Genomic DNA, 20,204 nt, shown 5'->3' on the forward strand with positions numbered 1-20,204 from the left:
GCGGGGCTCAGCGCCCCATGAACTTCTGCAGGGCGGCCAGCTCCTCCTCGGTCGGGCCTCCGGCCTTCGCCTTGTTGCCCGAGCCGAGCCCGAAGCCCGTGCCCGCGGGTGCGCCCGTCACCGGCTTGACGCCGGCCGCCAGGGCCGCGTTCTCCGCGGCGCGCTTGGCCGGGTTGCCCGAACGGGAGCCCTTCTTCTTGGGCTGCTGCTTGCCGCGGCCAGCGTAGCCGGCGCCGGGGATCGGGCCCATGCCGGGGACCTGCGGCACGCCGCCCTTGGCGACGGTCTTCATCATCTTGGCGGCCTGCTCGAAGCGGTTGACGAGCTGGTTCACCTCGGTGACCGTCGTGCCGGAGCCCTTGGCGATGCGCAGGCGCCGGGAGCCGTTGAGCAGCTTGGGGGTGGTGCGCTCGGCCTGGGTCATCGACTGGATGATCGCTTCGGTGCGCACGATCTCGCGCTCGTCGAAGTTGTCGAGCTGCTGCTTCATCTGGCCGGCGCCCGGCAGCATGCCCATCATCTTCTTGATGGAGCCCATGTTGCGAAGCTGCTGCATCTGCTTGAGGAAGTCGTCGAGCGTGAAGCTGTCGGTCGCGAACTTCTCGGCGACCTTGCGGGCCTCCTCCTCGTCGAAGGCCTCCTGGGCCTGCTCGATGAGGGTCAGGATGTCGCCGAGGTCGAGGATGCGCGACGCCATGCGGTCGGGGTGGAACGGCTCGAAGTCGTCCAGTCCCTCACCGGTGGAGGCGAAGATGATCGGGCGCCCGGTGACGGAGGCGACGGAGAGCGCCGCACCGCCGCGCGCGTCGCCGTCGAGCTTCGAGAGCACCACGCCGGTGAAGTCCACGCCGTCCTGGAACGCCTTGGCCGTGGCCACGGCATCCTGACCGATCATGGCGTCGATCACGAACAGCACCTCGTCCGGCTCGGTGGCCTTGCGGATGTCGGCGGCCTGCTTCATCAGCTCTGCGTCGACGCCGAGGCGGCCGGCGGTGTCGATGACGACCGTGTCGTACTGCTTGGTCTCGGCGAACATCATGGCGTCCTTGGCCACCTTCACCGGGTTGCCGACGCCGTTGCCTGGCTCCGGCGCGTAGACCGGGACGCCGGCCTGCTCGCCGACGATCTGGAGCTGGGTGACGGCGTTGGGCCGCTGGAGGTCGGCGGCGACGAGCAGCGGCGTGTGGCCGTCCTTGACCAGCCACTTGCCGAGCTTGCCCGCGAGGGTGGTCTTGCCCGCGCCCTGCAGGCCGGCGAGCATGATCACCGTCGGCGGGCGCTTGGCGAACTGGAGGCGGCGCTGCTGGCCGCCGAGGATGGCCACCAGCTCCTCGTTGACGATCTGGACGACCTGCTGCGCCGGGTTCAGCGCCTTGTTGACCTCGTCGGACAGGGCGCGCTCGCGCACCTTGCCGGTGAACTCCTTGACGACATCGAGCGCCACGTCCGCGTCGAGCAGGGCGCGGCGGATCTCTCGCACGGTGCCGTCGACGTCGGCCGGGGTGAGCTTGCCTTTGGTGCGCAGGTTCTTGAAGGTGTCCGTGAGACGGTCGGACAGCGAGCCGAAAGTAGCCATGATCGTGCAAGTCTACCGGGCGAGCCTGGCCGGTCGCCGAGCCCGGGCCCAGCGCGTCAGGCCTGTGTGTCAGCCCTGCGCACGTCAGCCCTGCGCGTCAGCCCGTGTCAGCCCTGCGTGTCGACCGCGACCACGTCGCCGCGCACGTCGAACGAGACCGTGAGGATCGCGTCCGTCTCGTCCGGGCTGATCGAGTAGTCGAACGTCGCGAAGACCTCGTCCTCGCCGGCCTGATCGGCCTGCACCGTGACCGTGAGGAGCTGGAGCGAGCGCAGCACGTCGATCTCGATGTCGCCCGAGTTGTAGACCAGGAGGTCGAGCAGCGACTCCCCCAGCTTCTCCACGTGCTCGTCGACGTAGTTCGTGGTCGCCGACTGCCGCGAGCTCAGCTCGGCGACCAGTGCGTCCCTGGCGCGGGCGTCGAAGCCCTCCAGCGCCTGGATGAGCGCAGCCGCCGAGTCCAGGGCGAACTCCCCCACCGCCCGCTCGTCGTCGGCGCGCAGCTCGACCTCCACGGTCTGGTCGCCGAGCTCCACGGAGTCGTTCCAGGCCAGGCCGCCCGAGGCGGTCTCGTCGATGACGCCGAAGTAGTCGTGCTCGATGGCCATGCCGTCCCCTATCCGACGAGCTGCTGCGCGAAGACGTGCGGGGTGAAGCCGGTGAGGTCGTTGATCCCCTCGCCCTGGCCGATGAGTTTGATCGGGAGGCCGGTGCGCTCCTGCACGGCGAGCACGAAGCCGCCCTTCGCCGAGCCGTCGAGCTTGGTCAGCACGAGCCCGGTCACCCCGGCGTGCTCCAGGAACGCCTCCGCCTGCGCCAGGCCGTTCTGGCCGGTGGTCGCGTCGAGCACCAGCAGCACCTCCGCGATCGGGGCCTGCTTCTCGACGACGCGTTTGATCTTGGACAGCTCGTCCATCAGGCCGCCCTTGGTCTGCAGCCGGCCGGCCGTGTCGATGATGACGATCTCGGTGCCGTCGCGCTTGGCCTTCTCGACCGTCTGGAACGCGACCGACGCCGGGTCCTGGCCCTGCTGCTGCGGCCGCACGATCTCCGCGCCGGCGCGCTCCGCCCAGGTGGCGAGCTGCTCGACCGCTGCCGCGCGGAAGGTGTCGGCGGCGCCCACCACGACCGAGCGGTCGTAGGTGCGCAGGAACTTCGCGAACTTGCCGATGGTGGTGGTCTTGCCGACGCCGTTCACGCCGACGACCAGCACGATCGCGGGCCGCTCGCTGAGCTTGAGCGTCGTGTCCAGCTTGGAGAGCCGCTCCTCCATCGTCTCGCGCAGCATGCGCTGGAGGTCCGCCGGATCGGTGGTGTGGTAGCGCTCGACCTTGGCCCGCAGGTCGTCGACGACCGCCTCGGTGACGTCGGGACCGAAGTCGGCTGTGATGAGCGCTGCCTCCAGATCGTCCCAGGTGGTGTCGTCGATGGTCTTCTTGGCGAACATCCCGCGGAGGGCGCCCGACAAGGACCAGGGGGTGCGGTCTGCCATGCACTCAGACTAGTTGGTACGGTGGCGGCATGTTCTCCCTCGTGGCGGTGTCGGCCGAGCTCGCCGAGCAGCTCGTCGCGATCGAGACCGACGGGGAGGACGCGGTCCACCAGGCCCGCATCCGGGTGCGTCGGCTGCGCAGCATCCTCCGGGTCTACCGCGCCGCGTTCGAGGCGGATGCCGCCCTCGGCATGCGCACCCGGCTGAAGACACTCGGCGAGCGACTGGGCGCCGTGCGCGACCTGGAGGTGAAGGCTGCGACGCTGGAGGACCTCCTCGAAGCCGAGGACCCGCCGGAAGTGGTGGACGCCGTCACCGCCGAGGCCGCGGAGACCCGTGCCGAGCACGCGGAGGCGCGCGCCGCGCTGCTCCGGTACCTGAACAGCGCGTCGCTGCGCGCCCTGCTCGCCGACCTGCAGATGTTCGCCGCCGAGCCTCCGCTCTCCCGGAAGGGGCGGCAGCATCCCGGCCGGGTCACGACGCGCGGCCTGGAGAAGGCCGTGGCGAAGGTGCACCGGCTCCGCGGCGACAGTCTCGAGGAGCGCCACGCCACCCGCAAAGCGGTGCGCAAGGTCCGGTACGCCGCCGACGCGGTCGCTGACGACCTCGGGCGGGAGGCCGTGCGGCTGTCGTCGTCGGCCAAGTCCGTGCAGGACGCCCTCGGCGACAACCGGGACGACCTCCTGCTGGCCCACGAGCTGCGCGAGCACAAGCACATCGGTCTCGCCATGCGCTGCGAGCGGCGCGCCGCGGAGGCCCTCGACGGCCTCGACGCCAAACTCGCCGCGATCGCCCTCTGAGCAGCCATCGCTTCCTCACTTTCTCCCGCGACACGCCGCGGCGAAGCGGGAGAAAGTGAGGAAGCGATGGCTGCTAGGCGGAGGCTCTTTCGGCGGCGACCCGCTGGCCGACGACAGCGGACACGCCGTCCTGGCGCATCGAGACGCCGTAGAGGGCGTCGGCGATCTCCATCGTGCGCTTCTGGTGCGTGATCACGATGAGCTGGCTGTTCTCGCGGAGGTCCTCGAAGATCGTGAGCAGCCGGCCGAGGTTGGCGTCGTCGAGCGCGGCCTCCACCTCGTCCATGATGTAGAACGGGCTGGGGCGCGCCTTGAAGATCGCGATGAGCAGCGCGACGGCGGCAAGCGACCGCTCGCCGCCGGACAGCAGCGAGAGCCGCTCGATCTTCTTGCCGGCCGGCTTGACGGACACCTCGATGCCGGTGGTGAGCAGGTCGTCGGGGTTGGTCAGCGCGATGTGACCGGAGCCGCCGGGGAACAGGATCGGGAACACACGCTCGAAGGCGGCCTCGGTGTCCGCGAAGGCCGACTCGAAGATGGTCTGCATCTTCTCGTCGATCTCCTCGATGATCGTCAGCAGGTCTTTCCGGGTGTTGGTGAGGTCGGTGAGCTGCTCGGTGAGGAACTTGTGCCGCTGCTCGAGGGCCGCGAACTCCTCCAACGCGAGCGGGTTGACCCGGCCGAGCTGGCCGAGCTTGCGCTCGGCGGCGGCGAGGCGCTTCTGCTGCTGCTCGCGGATGTAGGGGGTGCCGGGGCGCTCCCCGGTCTCGGCGTCGTCGGCCTCCCCGACGTCGGCCCCCTCCCGGGGCGCCTCGTCCTCGTCGCGGGTGTCCGGCGGCACGGGAACGTCAGGCCCGTACTCCGCCACGAGCACGTCCTCCACGAGGCCGAGCTCGCTGCCCGCCCGCTCCAGCAGGCTCGACAGGTGCAGCTTCTTCTCGTAGATCTGCAGCTCCAGGCCATGGACCGACTCGGTGATGCCGTGCAGGCGCTCGCGGAGAGCGGCCTCCTCGCGGCGGACGGTCGCGAGCTCCTCGTTCTGGCTTGCGCGCTGCGCCTCGGCTGCGGCGAGCTCCAGGCGCGCCTGCGACACCGAGCGGTCGGCGGAGGCGAGCACGGCGGGGAGGACATCCACGACTCCCTGCGCGGCCTCGAGCTGCCGGCGGCGGATGACGGCGCGGCGGGCGGCCTCCTCGGCGGCGGCGCGCTCGGCCTCGAGCTGCCGGGCTAGGGCCTCTCCTCTGGCCTGCTCGGCGCGGACGCGCTCCTTCGCCGTCTCGACCGCGAGGCGCGCCTCGACCTCGGCCTCGCGGGCGGCGTCCAGCTCGACGGACAGCGCGTCGCGGGCCGAGACATCGAGGATCGGCCGCGGCCGGGAGCGCGCGACCTCCAGCTCCGACTTCGCGGTCTCGGCGGCGGACTCGGCCTCGGCGACGCGCTCGGCGGCCTGCTCCAGCGCGCGGCTCAGCCGGTCGGACTCCGCCACGGCGGACTCGTACTGCACCTTGACCCGGTTGAGCCCTTCGGTCCGGGCGGCGAGCTGGGCGTCGAACTCCCGCAGCGAGGTCAGCGCGGTCTGGGACTGCTCTTTGGCGACCTGGAGGACGCCGCGCTGCTCGGCCAGCGCGAACCGCGCGCGGTCGATCAGGGAGGTCACCTCGCCGAGGCGATCCTCCGCGGCGTCGCGGTCGGCGATCAACTCGATGCGGCTCTGCTTCGCGCCCGAGCCGCCGCGCAGCACGAATTCGGTCAGCACCTCGCCGGCGGGGGTGATCAGGGTGACGGGTCCGCCGAGCCCGCGCGCGCGGAAGGCGTCGGCTGCGGCGCGCGCGGCCCCCAGGTCCTCCGCGATGGCGGTGAAGGCGAGCAGACCGAGCACGCCGCTCGGCGCGTCCACGACCGAGCGGGCCGGGACGACGCCGACGACGCCGGTCAGGTCCACCTCGGGAGCGGCGGCGTCGGCGACGACGACCTCGACCCGGCCGAGGTCGTCGGCGCCGGCGCGCGCGACCGCGTCGAAGGCGTCGTCCCTGCTCTCGGCGAGCACCGCGTCCGCGAGCGTGCCGAGCGCGGCGGCGATGGCGGCCTCGTTGCCGGGATGCACTCGGATGTGCTCGGCCACGAGTCCGCGGACCCCGGGGAGGCGCGCAGCGACGAGCGCCGCCGAGCCGTCCTTCTGGTCGAGGGCCAGCGACAGCGCGGAGGTCCGCGCCGCGAGGGCGTCCCGCTCGCGCTCCAGGGCATGGAGGTCGTCGCGCAGCTTCTCGATGAGCCCCTCGGCCTCGAAGACGTCGGCCTGGGCGAGTTCGTACGCCTCATCCAGGGCGCCCTCGCCGAGGTCCGTGGTCGCGGTCTCGGCCTCCCGCGCGGCGAACTCGGCGCGGGCCTTCTCCAGTCGCTCGGCGGCGGCGTCCAGCGCGTTCTGCTGGCGCAGCACCTCGCCGCGCACCGCCGCGAGACGCTGGGCGGCGGCCTCGGCCTGGCCGTTCAGCTTGCTGATCTCCAGGTCGTGCTTGGAGACGAGCGCGCTCTGGGCGGCGATCTCGTCATCCACCGCGTCCAGGCGTGCGCGCGCGGCGCGGGTCGCGGACTGCGCCGCCTGCCAGGCCGCCTCGGCCGCCACGACGGCGCCGCGCAGGCGCTCGACCTCGTCGGCGGCGTCCTGCACCTGTTGGGGGCTGACGCGCGGCCCGTCGTCGGCGGTGTCGGCCTGGCTGCCGAGCAGTGCCAGGCGCTGGGTGGCGAGCGTATAGAGGCCGCGCAGGCGCTCCTGCGCCTGCTCCAGCGCGAACGCGGTGCTGCGGGCCGCATCGACCGCATCGCCGATCTGCGCCTGCTCCAGCCGGGTGCGGCGGAGCTGCTTCTGCTCGAGCTGCTCCTGCAGGACGATCTGCTCGCTGTGACGCTCGGCCTCCGTGCGGGTGTGGTCGTCCAGCGCGCGGCGCAGCCCGACCACGTCGTCGGCCAACAGGCGCGCTCGGGCATCGCGGACGATGGCGGCGATGGACTGCGCCTCGCGAGCGATCTCGGCCTGGTGGCCGAGCGGCTTGAGCTGGCGGCGCACCTCCCCGGCGAGATCGCTCAGCCGGGTCAGGTTGGTCTGCATGGCCTCCAGCTTGCGGAGGGTCTTCTCCTTGCGGCGGCGGTGCTTGAGGATGCCCGCTGCCTCCTCGATGAAGCCGCGGCGCTCCTCCGGGGTGGCGCGCAGGACGGCGTCGAGCTGGCCCTGGCCGACGATGACGTGCATCTCGCGGCCGAGGCCGGAGTCGCTCAGCAGCTCCTGCACATCCAGGAGCCTGCAGGACTGGCCGTTGATCGCGTACTCGCTGCCGCCGTTGCGGAACAGCGTGCGGGAGATGGTGACCTCGGTGTACTCGATCGGGAGGGCGCCGTCGGTGTTGTCGATCGTGAGCTGTACCTCGGCGCGGCCGAGCGGGCCGCGGGTGGAGGTGCCGGCGAAGATGACGTCCTCCATCTTGCCGCCGCGAAGCGTCTTGGCGCCCTGCTCGCCCATCACCCAGGCGAGGGCGTCGACCACGTTCGACTTGCCGGAGCCGTTCGGCCCGACCACGCAGGTGACGCCCGGCTCGAAGGCGAAAGTCGTCGGGGTGGCGAACGACTTGAAGCCCTTGAGCGTCAGACTCTTCAAGTACACGCACGCGAATCTACCCGACCCCTGCGCCCATCCTCGTTCCACGGGCCGTCGAGTACGCGAAAAGTCCGCCGTTCCGGGTGGAAACGGCGGACTTTTCGCGTACTCGGCAGGTGCCCGGCGTCAGCCGACGCCGAGGTAGGCCTCCTTGATGGCGGGGTCGGAGAGCAGTTCGCGGCCGGTTCCGGCGCGTGTGATGCTGCCGGTCTCCAGCACGAAGGCGCGGTGGGCGCGCGCCAGCGCCTGGTTGGCGTTCTGCTCCACCAGCAGGACGGTGGTGCCCTGCTTGTTGATCTCCGTGACGATCGAGAAGATCTGCCGGATGAACTGCGGGGCCAGCCCCATCGAGGGCTCGTCCAGCAGCAGCAGCCGCGGGTTGGACATCAGCGCGCGCCCGATCGCGAGCATCTGCTGCTCGCCTCCGGACATCGTGCCGCCGACCTGCGTCTTGCGCTCGGCCAGACGCGGGAAGAGCGAGAACACCCGCTCGAAGTCCGGGCCCATGTTGGACCGGTCCTTGCGGCCGAACGCGCCCATGTCGAGGTTCTCCATCACCGTCATGCCCGGGAAGATCCCGCGTCCCTCGGGTGCCTGCGAGATGCCCCGGACGACCCGAATGTGCGCCTTCATCTTGGTGATGTCCTGGCCGTCGAACAGGATGGAGCCCTTCGACGGGTTCAGAATGCCCGAGATGGTCTTCATCGTGGTCGACTTGCCCGCGCCGTTCGCGCCGATCAGGCTGACGATCTCGCCCTCCTCGACGGAGAAGGACATGTCGTGGATCGCCTCGATGCGTCCATAGGAGACGCTGATGTTCTTCAGTTCAAGCAACGTCATCTTCGGGCTCCCCGAGGTAGGCGGCGATCACGCGCGGGTCGTTCCGGATCTCCTGCGGCACGTCGTCGGCCAGCTTGCGGCCGAACTCCAGCACCACGATGCGATCCGTCACGCCCATGACCAGCTTCATGTCGTGTTCGATGAGGAGGACGGTGTACCCGTCGGCCCGGATGGTCCGGATGAGGTCCATCAGGTCCTCCTTCTCCGCCGGGTTGAAGCCGGCGGCCGGCTCGTCCAGGCAGAGCACCTTGGGGTCCGTCGCGAGGGCGCGCGCGATCTCCAGGCGGCGCTGCGACCCGTAGGGCAGCGACCGGGAGAGGTCGGCGGCGTGGTCGGCGATGCCCACGAACTCGAGCAGGGCCATCCCGCGCTCGATCGAGGACTTCTCCTCCCGCGTGTGCCGAGGCAGCCGCAGCAGCGCACCGGGCACCGACGTGCGGTGCCGTGCGTCGAGCCCGACGACCACGTTCTCCAGCGCGGTCATCTCGCCGAACAGGCGGATGTTCTGGAACGTGCGCGCCAGGCCCAGCCGGGTGATCTGGTGCTGCTTCCGGCCCTTGATCGACTGGCCCTCCAGGAGCACGTCGCCGCTCGTCGGCTTGTAGACGCCCGTCATCGCGTTGAAGCAGGTGGTCTTGCCCGCGCCGTTCGGCCCGATCAGCCCGAGGATCTCGCCGCGGCGGATGTCGAACGAGACGTCGTCGAGGGCGAGGAGGCCGCCGAACTTGACCGTGAGGTTGCGCACCTCCACGATGTTCTCGCCGACCTCGACCGCGATCTCACGGTCGGGGGCCGCGGCCTCCGCGACGTCGAGGTCGACGCCTGCCGCCTCCAGCTCGTCCTCGTTGGCGCCGAGGGCCGGCTCCTCCTCCGGGCTCACCGGGGTCGCCGGGGTGGGGGTGTGGTGGGTGTGGTGGGTCCGTCGCTCATCGCGCTCCTCCCTTCGCCGTCTGGGCCACTCTTCGGTACGCGAGCCGCCCGTAGGCCAGGAGCTTCTGCCGCGCCGGGAACAGGCCCTGCGAGCGGAAGATCATGATCAGCACGAGCGCGATGCCGAAGATCAGGTACTTGTAGTCCGCGATCGCGGTGAACCGCAGCGGGATGTACGCCACGATCGCGCCGCCGATCATCGCACCGACCTTGTTTCCCGCGCCGCCGAGCACGACGGCAGCGAGGAACAGGATCGAGGTCTGGACGTCGAACTTCTGGTTGTTGACGAAGCCGACCTGCCCGGCGAACAGTGCGCCGGAGAGTCCGCCGACGCCGGCTCCGATCGCGAACGCCCAGACCTTGTACTTGAAGGTGGGCACGCCCATGATCTCGGCGGCGTCCTCGTCCTCGCGGATGGCGATCCACGCGCGGCCCACGCGGCTGCGCTCCAGGTTGCCGACCAGCAGCAGGATCACGATGATGATCGTCACCGTGAGCCAGTACCAGGGCACGCCGTTGGAGTTGGAGAAGATCGGGATGCCCTTTGCGGTCTCCCCGGCGGGTGGCCGACGTTCTGGAAGCCGACCTGGCCCTTCATCGCCGGGATGATCGTGGCGAGGATGCGCACGATCTCACCGAAGCCGAGCGTGACGATCGCCAGGTAGTCGCCGCGGAGGCGGAGCGTCGGCACGCCGAGGATGACGCCGAAGGTCATCGTCACCGCCATCGCGACCGGAACCGTCCACAGGTACGGGATCTTGAGGAACGGCGAGTCCGGGCTGGTGAGCATGGCCGCGGTGTACGACCCGACGGCGAAGAACGCGACGTAGCCGAGGTCGAGGAGGCCGGCGTAGCCGACCACCACGTTCAGGCCGATCGCGATCAGGCCGTAGGTGGCCATCGCGAAGCACGCGAGCGGCCAGTCGTTGCCGGGCTCGGTGGTGAGCGGGAAGAAGTTCAGGTACGGCAGCGCGTACGCCACTGCGACCACGATGAGCAGCCACGCCCACTGCACGGCCCGCGGGAGGCCGTTCCAGTAGTCGCGCAGCGGCTGCAGCGGACCTTTCTTCCGGCCGGCGCGCGCTGCCTCCAGCGCGTCGGCCGCCTGCTCCGACCGTCCGTCGGGCAGGACCTTGGGGCCTTCTGTGGTGCTCATGCGCGGCTCCGTCCGAGAGAGGTGCCGAGGATGCCGGTCGGCTTGACCAGCAGCACCAGTACCAGCACGACGAATGCGACGACGTCGGTCCACTGCGAGTCGCCGAGCAGGATCTGGCCGTAGTTGCCGATCACGCCCAGCAGCAGCCCGCCGAGGAGGGCGCCGCGCACGTTGCCGATTCCGCCGAGGACGGCCGCGGCGAACGCCTTGACGCCGAGCACGAAGCCGCCGTTGTAGATCACGCCGGAGGGCACCAGCATCACGTAGAACAGGGCCGCCGCGCCGGCGAGGATACCGCCGGTGATGAAGGTGATCTGGATGATCTTCTCCTTGTTGACGCCCATCAGCGTCGCGGTGTCGGCGTCCTGCGCGACCGCGCGGATGCCGCGGCCGGTGCGGGTGCGGCGGATGAACATGTCCGTGGCGATCATCAGGACGACCGAGGCGATCACGATGATGAGCTGCTGGCTGTTCACGATCGTCCCGAAGACGTCGAAGATCGGCTTGGGGATGAACATCGTCACCGCCGGCTCCGCGTTCGCGCCCCGGATCAGGAAGATCAGGTACTGGATCGTGAACGAGGCGCCGATCGCCGTGATGAGGAACACGAGGCGTGGCGCGTTCCGTTTTCGCAGCGGCCTGTACGCGACGCGTTCGAGCACGTAGGCGGTGGCCGCGGAGGCCGCCATGCCGACCAGCAGGGCGAGCAGCAGGTCGCCGATGATCGCGACAGGACTCAGGTTGGGCGCGCTGGGGCCGAAGCCGAGCGAGGTGAGGGTGATCACGACGCCGTACGCGCCGACGATGAACACCTCGGAGTGGGCGAAGTTGATCAGGTTGAGCACGCCGTAGACCAGCGTGTAGCCGACGGCGATCAGGCCGTAGATGGCGCCGAAGGTGAGGCCGTCGAAGGTGGCGCTCCAGAAGTTCTGGACGAGGGCGCCGACATCGAAGTTGATCCACGAGTTGTCGAGGACGGGATGGACGAGGAGGAGGGTTTCGAGCATTCGAGCTTCCAGGTGTCAGTGTCGGATCGTCGTTGGTCCGGCTCAGGTCTTACGAGCGTACGAGAGAGTCGAAACAAAGGTGCCGCGGGCCACGGCGGCCCGCGGCACCTTCGCGTGTCGCGTTATCCGATGGTTCCGATCGGGACGATCTTGCCGCCCTCGACCTTGTACCCGTAGACGGTCGGCGCCTGGAGCTCACCGGTGGAGTCCCACTTGTAGTGCTTGCTCAGGCCGTCGGCGTCGTAGTTCTTCACCCAGTCGACGAGCTTCGCGCGGGTCGTGTTGCCCTTGTCGATGCCGGCGAGCAGGACGGTGGTGGCGTCGTAGCCCTCGATCGAGTAGGTGCCGGGCTCGGCGCTGGCGAGCGACTTGTAGGCCGACTCGAACGACGGGATCAGCTCACCCGGGATGCAGGGGCAGGTGAAGTACGCGTTGCTGGACGCGTCGCCGGCCAGCTTGATGAACTGGTCGTCCTTCACGCCGTCGGGGCCGACGAACGTGCCCGTGTATCCCTTGTTGACCAGCTGCTGGTCGAACGGCGCACCTTCGGCGTAGTAGCCCGAGTAGTACACGGCGTCCGGCTTCGCGTTGATGATCTTGGAGATCACCGCGGAGAAGTCCTTCTGGCCGGTCGTCACCTTGTCGGTGCCGACGAGCGCACTGCCGAGCGCCTTGGAGGTCGTGGTGCCGAGGCCGATTCCGTAGTCGGAGTCGTCCTGGACCAGGTAGACCTTCTTGGCCTTCAGCTTGTCGGTCAGGAACTTCGCCGCCGCCGGACCCTGCACGGCGTCGTTGCCGAGGCCGCGGAAGAAGGTCTTCCAGCCGTTCTGGGTCAGCGCCGGGTTGGTCGCGGACGGGGTGATGTGCACCAGGCCCTGCTGCTCGAAGATGTTTCCGGTCGCCTTGGACTCACCGGAGAACGGGAGGCCGACGACACCGACGATGTCGGCCTCGTTGACCGCCTGGGTGACCGGGCCGGTCGCCTTGTTCGGGTCGCCCTCGGTGTCGAACTTCTTGAAGCCGACCTGGCATCCCTTGTTGGCCTGGTTGTGCTGGTTGAGGGCCAACTGGATGCCGTTGAAGATGTTGATTCCGAGCTGAGCGTTCGGGCCGGTCTCGGCTCCGACGTACGCGATGGTGAGCCCGGAGGGGCAGGTGGCCTTGCCATCACCCGCGGGGAGCACCGCGTCCTTGGGGGTGGAAACCGAGGTGATCGCCGGGATGTTCACCTTCGAGTTGGTGTTGGTGGAGCCACCGGTTGACGGCTGGTTGGCGCACCCAACGAGGAGCAGTGCGACTGACGCTGCAACAGCCGCACCGATCGTGACTTTCTTTCCTAGCATCTTCTGCCTCTCGACGTGAATCCGTGTCGAACGCGGCGTGTTCGCCTCGTCGCACCACGAATATGTGTGCTGAGACTACATGCGATGCAAGCATTTGCACCCGCCATTGGCGCCCAGATTTACACGATCGAAACCAAACCGTTCGATGCTCTTCCCCACCCGTCCGGGCGCGGGATATGGTGAGTAGTTCTCCGCACATCCGGTACGACGACAGCGGGAGGCAGCGGTGCGCATCGAGCGGCTCTCCCCTCCCCGGGCGCTCGGCACCGCGGAGTCGTGGCTGTTCGAGGAGCTCGTCGGCGTCCTGAACGGGATCAGCGTCGCGCTGTGGAAGACCGACGACTTCGTCGAGACGGCCGAGGAGGCGCTGGCCGCGTTCCGCGCCCAGGACTACCAGGAGAAGATCCTGCTCGTCGCGATCGAGGACGGCGTCGTCGTGGGTCGTGTCCAGGCGGACTTCCCCATCGAGGAGGAGGCCGAGACCGTGAGCCTTCTCGTGGACGTGGCCCCGGCGGTGCGCGGCCGCGGCATCGGCTCGGCCCTCCTGGCAGCCGGTGAGGAGCTGGCAGCGGAGGGCGGGAGGCGTGTCATCAGCGCCTACACCGAGCACCCGGCGAGCACGCTCGCCGACAGCGTGTCGGTCATCCGGGCACGCTCGGGCACGGCCGGGCTGCCGGCTGAGTCGCGTGACGTGCGCTTCGCCCTGCGGCACGGGTACCAGCTCGGCCAGGTGGAGCGCTCCAGCGAGTTGCTGCTGCCGCTGCCGCGGGCCAGGGAGGCCGGCCTCGCGAGCACGGCGGCCTCCGCCACGGGCTACCGCGCGGTGTCCTGGCTGGGACACGCGCCCGACGACCTCCTGGAGCCGTTCGCGGCGCTGAAGGCGCGCATGTCGACGGACATCCCGCAGAGCGGCATCGCGGTCGACCGCGAGGAGTGGACGGGCGAGCGCGTGCGCGCCCAGGAGCGCGAACTGGCCGAACGGGGCGAGCCGCTGCTGGTCACCGCCGCCGAGTGCATCGACACCGGCGAACTGGCCGCGTACACGGAGATCGCGGTCCCGGCCGACGGCGACAAGGCCGAGCAGTACGACACGCTCGTGGCCATGCCCCACCGCGGGCACCGCCTCGGCACCCTGGTGAAGCTCCAGAACATCCACGAGCTGGCGCACCACGCGCCGCACATCCACCGGCTGCTGACCTGGAACGCGGACGAGAATGTGCCGATGCTGGCGATCAACCGCGCGTTCGGGTTCCAACTGCACGCGCTGACCGGGCACTGGCAGAAGACGTTGGAGTAGGTGCGCCCGACCTACGGGCTTTCATGAGGGCGAAGTTGCCAATTCCTGGTAATCACCGCAGCCGCTGGCACCGCGGGCAGAAGTGCGACGACCGGTTCATGAAGCGCTCGCGGACGATAGGGGTGCCGCAGCGCGGGCAGGGCTTACCCTCCTGGCCGTAGGCGTTGAGGCTGTGCGAGAAGTAGCCCGAGTTCCCGTTGACATTCACGTACTGGGCGTCGAAGCTCGTGCCGCCCTCCGCCAGCGCCTTCTCCAGCACGTGACGCACCTCCGCCAGGAGCGTGCGGGCCTTCGCCCGGCTCAGCGACGACGCCGGCTGCTCGTAGTGGATGCGGGCCGCCCAGAGCGCCTCGTCCGCGTAGATGTTGCCGATGCCGCTGATGACCGTCTGGTCGAGGAGGACGCGCTTGATCCCGCTGTTCTTACGGGTGAGCGCGGCGACGAACCCCGCGTCGTCGAACGCCGGGTCGAGCGGGTCGCGGGCGATGTGGGCGACCTGCGTCGGAATCAGCGGCTCGGACGTTCCCCGGCCGGCGGGGGCGCCGTCGGCGGTCGGGACCAGGGAGTCCACCGCCATCGAGCCGAAGATGCGCTGATCGACGAAGTTCACCCACAGCTCGCGGTGGTCGCCGGGCAGGGTCGCGGCGGTCTCGATGTGCAGGCGGATGCGGAGCAGTCCGGCCTCGTCCCAGCCCGGCTCGCGCAGCAGGATCTGCCCGCTCATCCCGAGGTGCGCGACGATGGCGCGGCGCGGCGTGCCCTGCAGCGGGATCCAGAGGAACTTGCCGCGACGGGCGGGCTCCTCCATCACACGGCCGGTCAGCAGCGTCTCGAACGCACCCGCGACCGGATCGTGGCGTTTCAGCGAGCGCGGCTCGAAGACCTCCACCCCGAGGATGGTCGCACCCGTGACCGCCGGCGCCAGGCCGGCGCGGACGACCTCAACCTCGGGGAGCTCGGGCACGGCGGCGGGTCAGCTCGGTCCAGGCGCTGAGCGCAGCGGCCATCTCGGCCTGCTTCTTGCTCGTGCCCTCGCCGGTGGCGGTCACGAGGTCGCCCACCGAGACGGTGGCGTGGAAGAGTTTGGAGTGGTCAGGGCCCGTGTTCGTCACCGTGTAGACCGGGAGGCCGGCGCCGCGGTGGGCGGCCGCCTCCTGGAGGCTGGTCTTGGGGTCCATCGCCGCCCCGAACCGGTCGGGGTCGGCCAGCAACGGGTCGACCAGGCGCAGCACGAGCGCGGTCGCCGCCTCGCCGCCGGCGTCCAGGTAGGTGGCGCCGATCAGCGCCTCGACGGTGTCGGCGAGGATCGAAGCCTTGTCGCGGCCCCCGCTCTGGTTCTCGCCGCGGCCGAGACGCAGATACTGGCCGAGACCGATGCTGCGGGCGACCTCCGCGAGCGCCACCGAACTCACCAGGCTGGCGCGGCGCTTCGCGAGCTCACCCTCATCGAGGTCCGGGTTCTCACGGAACAGCTTGACGGTGACGGCCTGGCCGAGGATCGAATCGCCGAGGAACTCCAAGCGCTCGTTGTTCGGAATGCCGCCGTTCTCGTACGCGTACGAGCGATGGGTCAGCGCAAGCACGAGAAGCTCGGGGTCGATGTCGACCCCGAGCTTCTCGATGAGGGCAGAGCGGTCAGTGTTCTCGCCGACCACGTTCCTGCTTCCCCCTACTTCGTTTGCCTCGTGCGCTGTTCAGCCGCGCTGCCGAGTCAGACGTCGGCGACCTTGCGGCCCTTGTACTCCATGAAGAGCGCGGTGCCCGCGGAGTCCTCGACGACCTTGGCACGGTGCGGGAGGCTGTAGACGACCTTGCCGTTCTCGATCGACTTGACGAGCGTGGGGACCTCGGCCTTCCACTGCGAACGACGGGCGTGGGTGTTGGCGCGAGACTGCTTCCGCTTCGGAACGGCCATGACTATCTCTCTTCTCCAGCCCCGGCGGCCGGGGCGTTGTTGCTGGTGGACTCGGTGTCGGAAGCCTGGAACGCCGCGAGCGCGGACCAGCGAGTATCGACGGTCTCGTTCGGCTTGCGGTCCGGTACATCCGCCAGCCTCTCCCCGGTCTCAGGATCGAGACCCGGGCAGTCCGGCCGGCACACCGGCTGAAACGGCAGTGACAGCACTACCGCATCCCTGATCAGAGGTTCAAGATCCACGTGGTCGTCGTGAACCTCATAATCGAAAGCTTCCGTAGAAGGATACGCGAAAAGTTCCTGGAAATCGACTTCGACAGGCTGCTCGATGTCGATCAGGCAGCGCCCGCAGACGCCCGTGGCGGTGGCCTCGGCCTCCGCCGTGACCAGGATGCCCTCGTGCATGGACTCCAGCCGGAGGTCGAGATCGATGGTCGCACCCTCCGGCACCGACAGCAGTCCCTCCCCCAGCTTCTCCTTCACCGGGACGCTGAGGCGCTGCTCGCGCATCTCGCCGGGACGACGCATGAGGTCGTACACACCGACCGTGTACGGGGTGGTTCTGAAGGTACTCACGATCGGCTATGTTACGCGGGACCGCCGGCGCTCGCAGGCGAACGCCAGCCGGCTGGCAGCAACGACACAGGAATAAGCGCCGCCTTCAGCCGGAGCCCGCGGCCCGCCTGCTCCTCGAGCGCGGCGATCACCCGCCGGAGATCCTCCGCGAGCCCGACCGCCACCGCGCGCGTCGGCGGCCCGAAGGCGTCGCGCTCGCGCACGTCGAGCAGGCGCAGTACGGCCTCCTCGCCCGGAGTGCCCTCGACGGCCGCGGCGATGCGGCGCGCGAAGACGCGCGGCGTCTCGGTGTCCGGCGCCGACCAGCCCAGATCGCGGGCCGTGTCGCGCAGCTCGTCCCAGACGACCGACGCGCCGCCCCACGACTCGGAGAGGCGCCTCAGCCTCCCGCGCCGCCGCATCCGGCGGATCACCGCGGGCGTCAGGAGCACGGCGATGACCAGCAGCGCGACGCCTGACCCGGAGAGCACCGGCTGCAGCGGCGACGGCGGCGTGGTGCCCCCGCGCCCGCGACATTCGGCTGGTCGGTGGGCACCAGGCGCTTCGCTGCGTTGGAGGAGCCGGGTGCGGAAGTCGGGGCGATCTGGTCCGGCGTCGCGTTCGGCCGGGTGTAGCTCGGGATCGTTCCTCGGCCGACCGTCGGCTCGAAGGACACCCAGCCGACGCCGGCGAAATACAGCTCAGGCCAGGCGTGCAGGTCGTCGCTGGTGACCGTGTACGTGCCGGGACTGTTCGCCGTGCCGCCGCTCGATGTGCCGGGCAGGTACCCTTCCGCCACCCGGGCCGGGATGCCGAGGCTGCGCGCCATCAGCGCCATCGCCGAGGCGAAGTGGACGCAGTAGCCGCTCTTGACCTCCAGGAACTTCGCGATCACTCGCGCGCCGTCGCCGTCGTAGCCCTGCTTCAGCGGCGTCTGCGTGGAGTACACGAAGCCGTTGTCGCGGAAGTAGTCCTGGAGCGCCACCGCCTTGTCGTACTCCGACACCGCCCCGGCGGTGGCGGTCAGCGCGGTCTGCCCGACGATCGCCGGCATGTTGGAGGGCAGGAAGAGGTCGCGCTGGATGTCGGCGGGCACGAAGCCGCCCGCCGCCTTGAGCTGGTCGGCCGTCGGAGCGAGGATCAGGCTCGTCGCGGTGTACTTCTGGCCCTGCGTGGTCACGTTGATCCCGCCGAGGGTGAGGTCGTCCGGGTCCCACGACCAGGTGCCGTTCAGGCCCTTCACCGACTGCACGGGCGCGGGCACCGGCAGCCAGCGGCTGGTCATGTCGTCGATCTGTACGGAGGTGGTGATCTTGGACCGCTTCACGGCGGCCGACAGCCCGGGAACGGGCCCGACCGCCACGCCGTCGGACAGTCGCTTGGTGTCGCGCTCGCGGTGCTTCCAGACCGAGCCGGTGAACTGGTCGAGCGAGGCGAGCTTGAGGTACTGGCCGGCGGCGGCCGTGGTCGTGTAGGTCAGCGCGCGCACGGCGGCGGGACGACGGAGGTCCTTGCCGAGGTCGATCAGCGGGGTCACGGTGCCGCCGATCGAGATGCCGCCGGCTGTGAAGGAGGTCGCGCCGCCCTTGTCGAAGCCGGGCGCCGTCCCGGACAGCAGCATCGCGACGACGACGGCCGCGGCGCCCACGGACAGCGCCGCGCCAGGCCGGCCCGCACCGGGCCTCCTGGTGCGGACGTCGCAGCGCAGCAGCCAGAGGAACGCGGCGGCCGACGCCGCCAGGGCGATCGGGTCGAGCCCGTCGCCCAGCAGTGCGCCGGGTACCACCAGCACGGCCGCCACGCCGACGGCGGTGAAAGCCGGAGCGCGGATCGCGATCGCCAGGGTGTCGAGGACGATCGCGATGACGCACGCCCCCGCGACCACCAGGAAGATGAACTCGGGAAGGCTCTCGGCGGGCGTTCCCTGCTGGTAGATCGAGAGCATCGCCTGCTGCAGATATCCGCCCCAGCGCTGCACCGTGCCCGGCGTGGGGATGAGGCCGAGCAACCCGGTCCCGCTACCGAACGTCACCGTCATGATCATCGCGGCGAGCACGAGCTCCAGCACCGGGACGAGCCCGCGGTGCACGCCGACGGCGCGCAGGCCCGCTCCGCACACCAGCAGGAACGAGCTGGTCAGCATGAGCGCGAACCACCACGACGGGCCCTGGATGAGGCCGCCCAGCGCGAAGCTGAGCGCCAGCAGCTGCAGCACCAGCGCCCCGGTGATCCGCCAGTAGGCCTGCCGCCGGCGCCGGACGCGGGTCAGCCCGAGCGGGAGGGCCTCGCTAACCATGACCCGCCACCGCCCGCTGTCGGTCCAGGGCGCGCTGCCAGCATTCGGCCGGGTCGTCGCCCGCTGCGAACGACACGCAGAGCCAGCCGGCGTCGCCGAGCACGTCCTCCACCTCGGGCGAGGCCCCCTCGCCGACGAACGCGACGGCGGGGTCGCCCATCCCGCGCAACGCGGCGAGCGAGCCGAGCTCGGGCGTGCCGTCGAGCAGCACGGCGAAGATCGGGACGGCGCGTCCGGCGCGCCGCAGCCCGGAGGCCAGCTCGGCGACGGCGTCGTCGCGTGTGACCGCGGTTGCGTCGACCGCGGCCAGGTCCGCGAGCAGCAGCCGGTCGGCCGTCCCGCGGTCGTAGGTGGGCGTGATCGACCCGAGCGTGCCCGTCCTGCCTGCTCCGCTGCGACCCGAGAGTTGCCGCGGGGCGGTCTCCACCACGCTGAGGACGAAGCCCTCGTCGAGGAGGTGGACCCCGACCGACGCGACCAGTTGCATCAGCGTCTCGAAGAGCGCGTCCTCCGGCTCGTATGCGCTCCGGGGTCCGGGAGGCCGGAGGGCGCCGAGGGACGTCGGCGCGGGCCGGGTGTCCATCACGATCCAGGCCTCCGGGTTGCTGCGCTGCTCCTCTTGACGGACCATCAGCTTGTCGTGCCGGGCTGTCGCCCGCCAATGCACCCGGCGCAGCGGGTCTCCCGGCCGGTACTCGCGGGCGATCAGCTCGTCGGCGCTCGGGATGCTGTGCCGCTGCAACTCGTGCTCGGCGCCCTCGCTGTGCGCCACGTCCAGCTCGCCGCTCGAGAGCGGAACCACGCGGGGCGTCACCAGAAGCTGCCGCGGCTGCCCGACCGCGTACTCCGCGTAGGCCACCCCGAACGGGTCGGTGCGGCTGACGATGAGCGGCCCGACCGGGTGGGATCCGCGCCGGAAGGCGACGACATCCTGCCGCAGCACGACCGTGTCGCGACCGTGCGCGACGTTCACCTGGTGAGCGCCCAGCCGCGGGAACGGCGCGGAGCCCTGCACCTCCACACCGGCCGGGGCGTACTCGCGCCACCGGGCGGGCGGGCTCGGCCGGGCGGACTGGTTGCGCGCCGTTGTGACGATGGTCGCCTGCTCCCCCACCGCGACGACGTCGGGGTGGAAGCTGCGGGCCACGGTGAGCCGCGGCCGATCGAGGGTGACCGAGATCATCGCCGCCAGTGGCAGCACGGTGAGGAAGACGCCGACGAAGAGCACGTCGGTGCGGCCGAAGAACGCGGAGGCGGCCAGCGCGACGACGCCGACGGCGCCGAAGGTCCAACCGCGCGCGGTGGGGCGCGGCTTCTTCAGGGGCGACGGCCCCGCGCGCCCTGCCACG

General features: G+C 70.3%; 19 protein-coding genes. 2 read left to right on the plus strand and 17 right to left on the minus strand.

Annotation, left to right across the window (positions count from 1 at the left end):
* Positions 1 to 7: 7 nt before the first annotated feature.
* From ffh to ftsY, 3 genes are all read right to left on the minus strand, one after another.
* Positions 8 to 1,576, minus strand: coding sequence for a signal recognition particle protein (gene ffh / locus ACR5MH_RS05435; RefSeq protein ID WP_431346273.1), 1,569 nt, complete (start codon positions 1,574 to 1,576; stop codon positions 8 to 10).
* A 107-nt stretch (positions 1,577 to 1,683) separates the two neighbouring features.
* Positions 1,684 to 2,184: a DUF2004 domain-containing protein gene (locus ACR5MH_RS05440; protein WP_431346272.1), complete on the minus strand. Its 501-nt coding sequence runs from the start codon at positions 2,182 to 2,184 to the stop codon at positions 1,684 to 1,686.
* An 8-nt stretch (positions 2,185 to 2,192) separates the two neighbouring features.
* Complete coding sequence (ftsY, locus tag ACR5MH_RS05445) at positions 2,193 to 3,068, minus strand: signal recognition particle-docking protein FtsY (protein WP_433862381.1); 876 nt, start codon at positions 3,066 to 3,068, stop codon at positions 2,193 to 2,195.
* Between the two features lie 29 nt (positions 3,069 to 3,097).
* Here ftsY and ACR5MH_RS05450 point away from each other — a divergent pair, with 29 nt between their 5' ends.
* Positions 3,098 to 3,868 carry a CHAD domain-containing protein gene (locus ACR5MH_RS05450; protein WP_431346270.1) on the plus strand — a complete coding sequence of 257 codons (771 nt, stop codon included), beginning with the start codon at positions 3,098 to 3,100 and terminating at the stop codon, positions 3,866 to 3,868.
* 73 nt (positions 3,869 to 3,941) lie between these two features.
* On the opposite strand, the gene smc is transcribed toward ACR5MH_RS05450, so the two are convergent.
* The 7 genes from smc to ACR5MH_RS05485 form a co-directional block, all read right to left on the minus strand.
* Positions 3,942 to 7,523, minus strand: coding sequence for a chromosome segregation protein SMC (gene smc / locus ACR5MH_RS05455; protein WP_433862382.1), 3,582 nt, complete (start codon positions 7,521 to 7,523; stop codon positions 3,942 to 3,944).
* 120 nt (positions 7,524 to 7,643) lie between these two features.
* Entirely contained in the window at positions 7,644 to 8,357 is a 714-nt protein-coding gene (locus tag ACR5MH_RS05460; protein WP_431346268.1) for an ABC transporter ATP-binding protein, read from the minus strand.
* Positions 8,344 to 9,237 carry an ABC transporter ATP-binding protein gene (locus tag ACR5MH_RS05465; protein ID WP_433862383.1) on the minus strand — a complete coding sequence of 298 codons (894 nt, stop codon included), beginning with the start codon at positions 9,235 to 9,237 and terminating at the stop codon, positions 8,344 to 8,346. The genes ACR5MH_RS05460 and ACR5MH_RS05465 overlap by 14 nt, the downstream gene beginning before the upstream one ends.
* A gap of 46 nt (positions 9,238 to 9,283) precedes the next feature.
* The gene (locus ACR5MH_RS05470; protein WP_433862384.1) at positions 9,284 to 9,778 is read right to left on the minus strand and encodes a branched-chain amino acid ABC transporter permease; all 495 of its coding nucleotides are present in this window, start codon (positions 9,776 to 9,778) and stop codon (positions 9,284 to 9,286) included.
* The gene (locus tag ACR5MH_RS05475; RefSeq protein WP_433862385.1) at positions 9,775 to 10,443 is read right to left on the minus strand and encodes a branched-chain amino acid ABC transporter permease; all 669 of its coding nucleotides are present in this window, start codon (positions 10,441 to 10,443) and stop codon (positions 9,775 to 9,777) included. Before ACR5MH_RS05475 ends, ACR5MH_RS05470 begins: the two co-directional genes overlap by 4 nt.
* Complete coding sequence (locus tag ACR5MH_RS05480; RefSeq protein WP_431346267.1) at positions 10,440 to 11,450, minus strand: branched-chain amino acid ABC transporter permease; 1,011 nt, start codon at positions 11,448 to 11,450, stop codon at positions 10,440 to 10,442. Before ACR5MH_RS05480 ends, ACR5MH_RS05475 begins: the two co-directional genes overlap by 4 nt.
* A gap of 122 nt (positions 11,451 to 11,572) precedes the next feature.
* Positions 11,573 to 12,679, minus strand: a complete 1,107-nt coding sequence (locus ACR5MH_RS05485; protein ID WP_431346266.1) for a branched-chain amino acid ABC transporter substrate-binding protein — start codon at positions 12,677 to 12,679, stop codon at positions 11,573 to 11,575.
* A gap of 340 nt (positions 12,680 to 13,019) precedes the next feature.
* Here ACR5MH_RS05485 and ACR5MH_RS05490 point away from each other — a divergent pair, with 340 nt between their 5' ends.
* The gene (locus tag ACR5MH_RS05490) at positions 13,020 to 14,090 is read left to right on the plus strand and encodes a GNAT family N-acetyltransferase (RefSeq protein WP_433862386.1); all 1,071 of its coding nucleotides are present in this window, start codon (positions 13,020 to 13,022) and stop codon (positions 14,088 to 14,090) included.
* Between the two features lie 52 nt (positions 14,091 to 14,142).
* Here ACR5MH_RS05490 and mutM read toward each other — a convergent pair whose 3' ends face one another.
* The 7 genes from mutM to ACR5MH_RS05525 are packed head-to-tail and all read right to left on the minus strand — an operon-like array spanning position 14,143 to position 20,203.
* The gene (gene mutM, locus ACR5MH_RS05495) at positions 14,143 to 15,054 is read right to left on the minus strand and encodes a bifunctional DNA-formamidopyrimidine glycosylase/DNA-(apurinic or apyrimidinic site) lyase (protein WP_431346263.1); all 912 of its coding nucleotides are present in this window, start codon (positions 15,052 to 15,054) and stop codon (positions 14,143 to 14,145) included.
* On the minus strand, positions 15,032 to 15,745 hold the full coding sequence (gene rnc, locus ACR5MH_RS05500) for a ribonuclease III (RefSeq protein WP_431346262.1): 714 nt from the start codon (positions 15,743 to 15,745) through the stop codon (positions 15,032 to 15,034). Before rnc ends, mutM begins: the two co-directional genes overlap by 23 nt.
* 56 nt (positions 15,746 to 15,801) lie before the next feature.
* Positions 15,802 to 16,005: a 50S ribosomal protein L32 gene (gene rpmF / locus ACR5MH_RS05505; protein ID WP_055919953.1), complete on the minus strand. Its 204-nt coding sequence runs from the start codon at positions 16,003 to 16,005 to the stop codon at positions 15,802 to 15,804.
* A 2-nt stretch (positions 16,006 to 16,007) separates the two neighbouring features.
* Positions 16,008 to 16,544 carry a YceD family protein gene (locus tag ACR5MH_RS05510; RefSeq protein ID WP_433862387.1) on the minus strand — a complete coding sequence of 179 codons (537 nt, stop codon included), beginning with the start codon at positions 16,542 to 16,544 and terminating at the stop codon, positions 16,008 to 16,010.
* Positions 16,545 to 16,591: 47 nt separating this feature from the next.
* Positions 16,592 to 17,050 (minus strand): hypothetical protein, encoded by a 459-nt coding sequence (locus tag ACR5MH_RS05515; RefSeq protein ID WP_433862388.1) that lies wholly within the window; start codon positions 17,048 to 17,050, stop codon positions 16,592 to 16,594.
* Entirely contained in the window at positions 17,002 to 18,855 is a 1,854-nt protein-coding gene (locus tag ACR5MH_RS05520; protein ID WP_433862389.1) for a transglutaminaseTgpA domain-containing protein, read from the minus strand. Before ACR5MH_RS05520 ends, ACR5MH_RS05515 begins: the two co-directional genes overlap by 49 nt.
* The gene (locus ACR5MH_RS05525) at positions 18,848 to 20,203 is read right to left on the minus strand and encodes a DUF58 domain-containing protein (protein ID WP_431346260.1); all 1,356 of its coding nucleotides are present in this window, start codon (positions 20,201 to 20,203) and stop codon (positions 18,848 to 18,850) included. Before ACR5MH_RS05525 ends, ACR5MH_RS05520 begins: the two co-directional genes overlap by 8 nt.
* Position 20,204 lies beyond the last annotated feature (1 nt).

Source organism: Streptomyces sp. L7 (assembly GCF_050990935.1).
GTDB lineage: Bacteria > Actinomycetota > Actinomycetes > Actinomycetales > Microbacteriaceae > Leifsonia.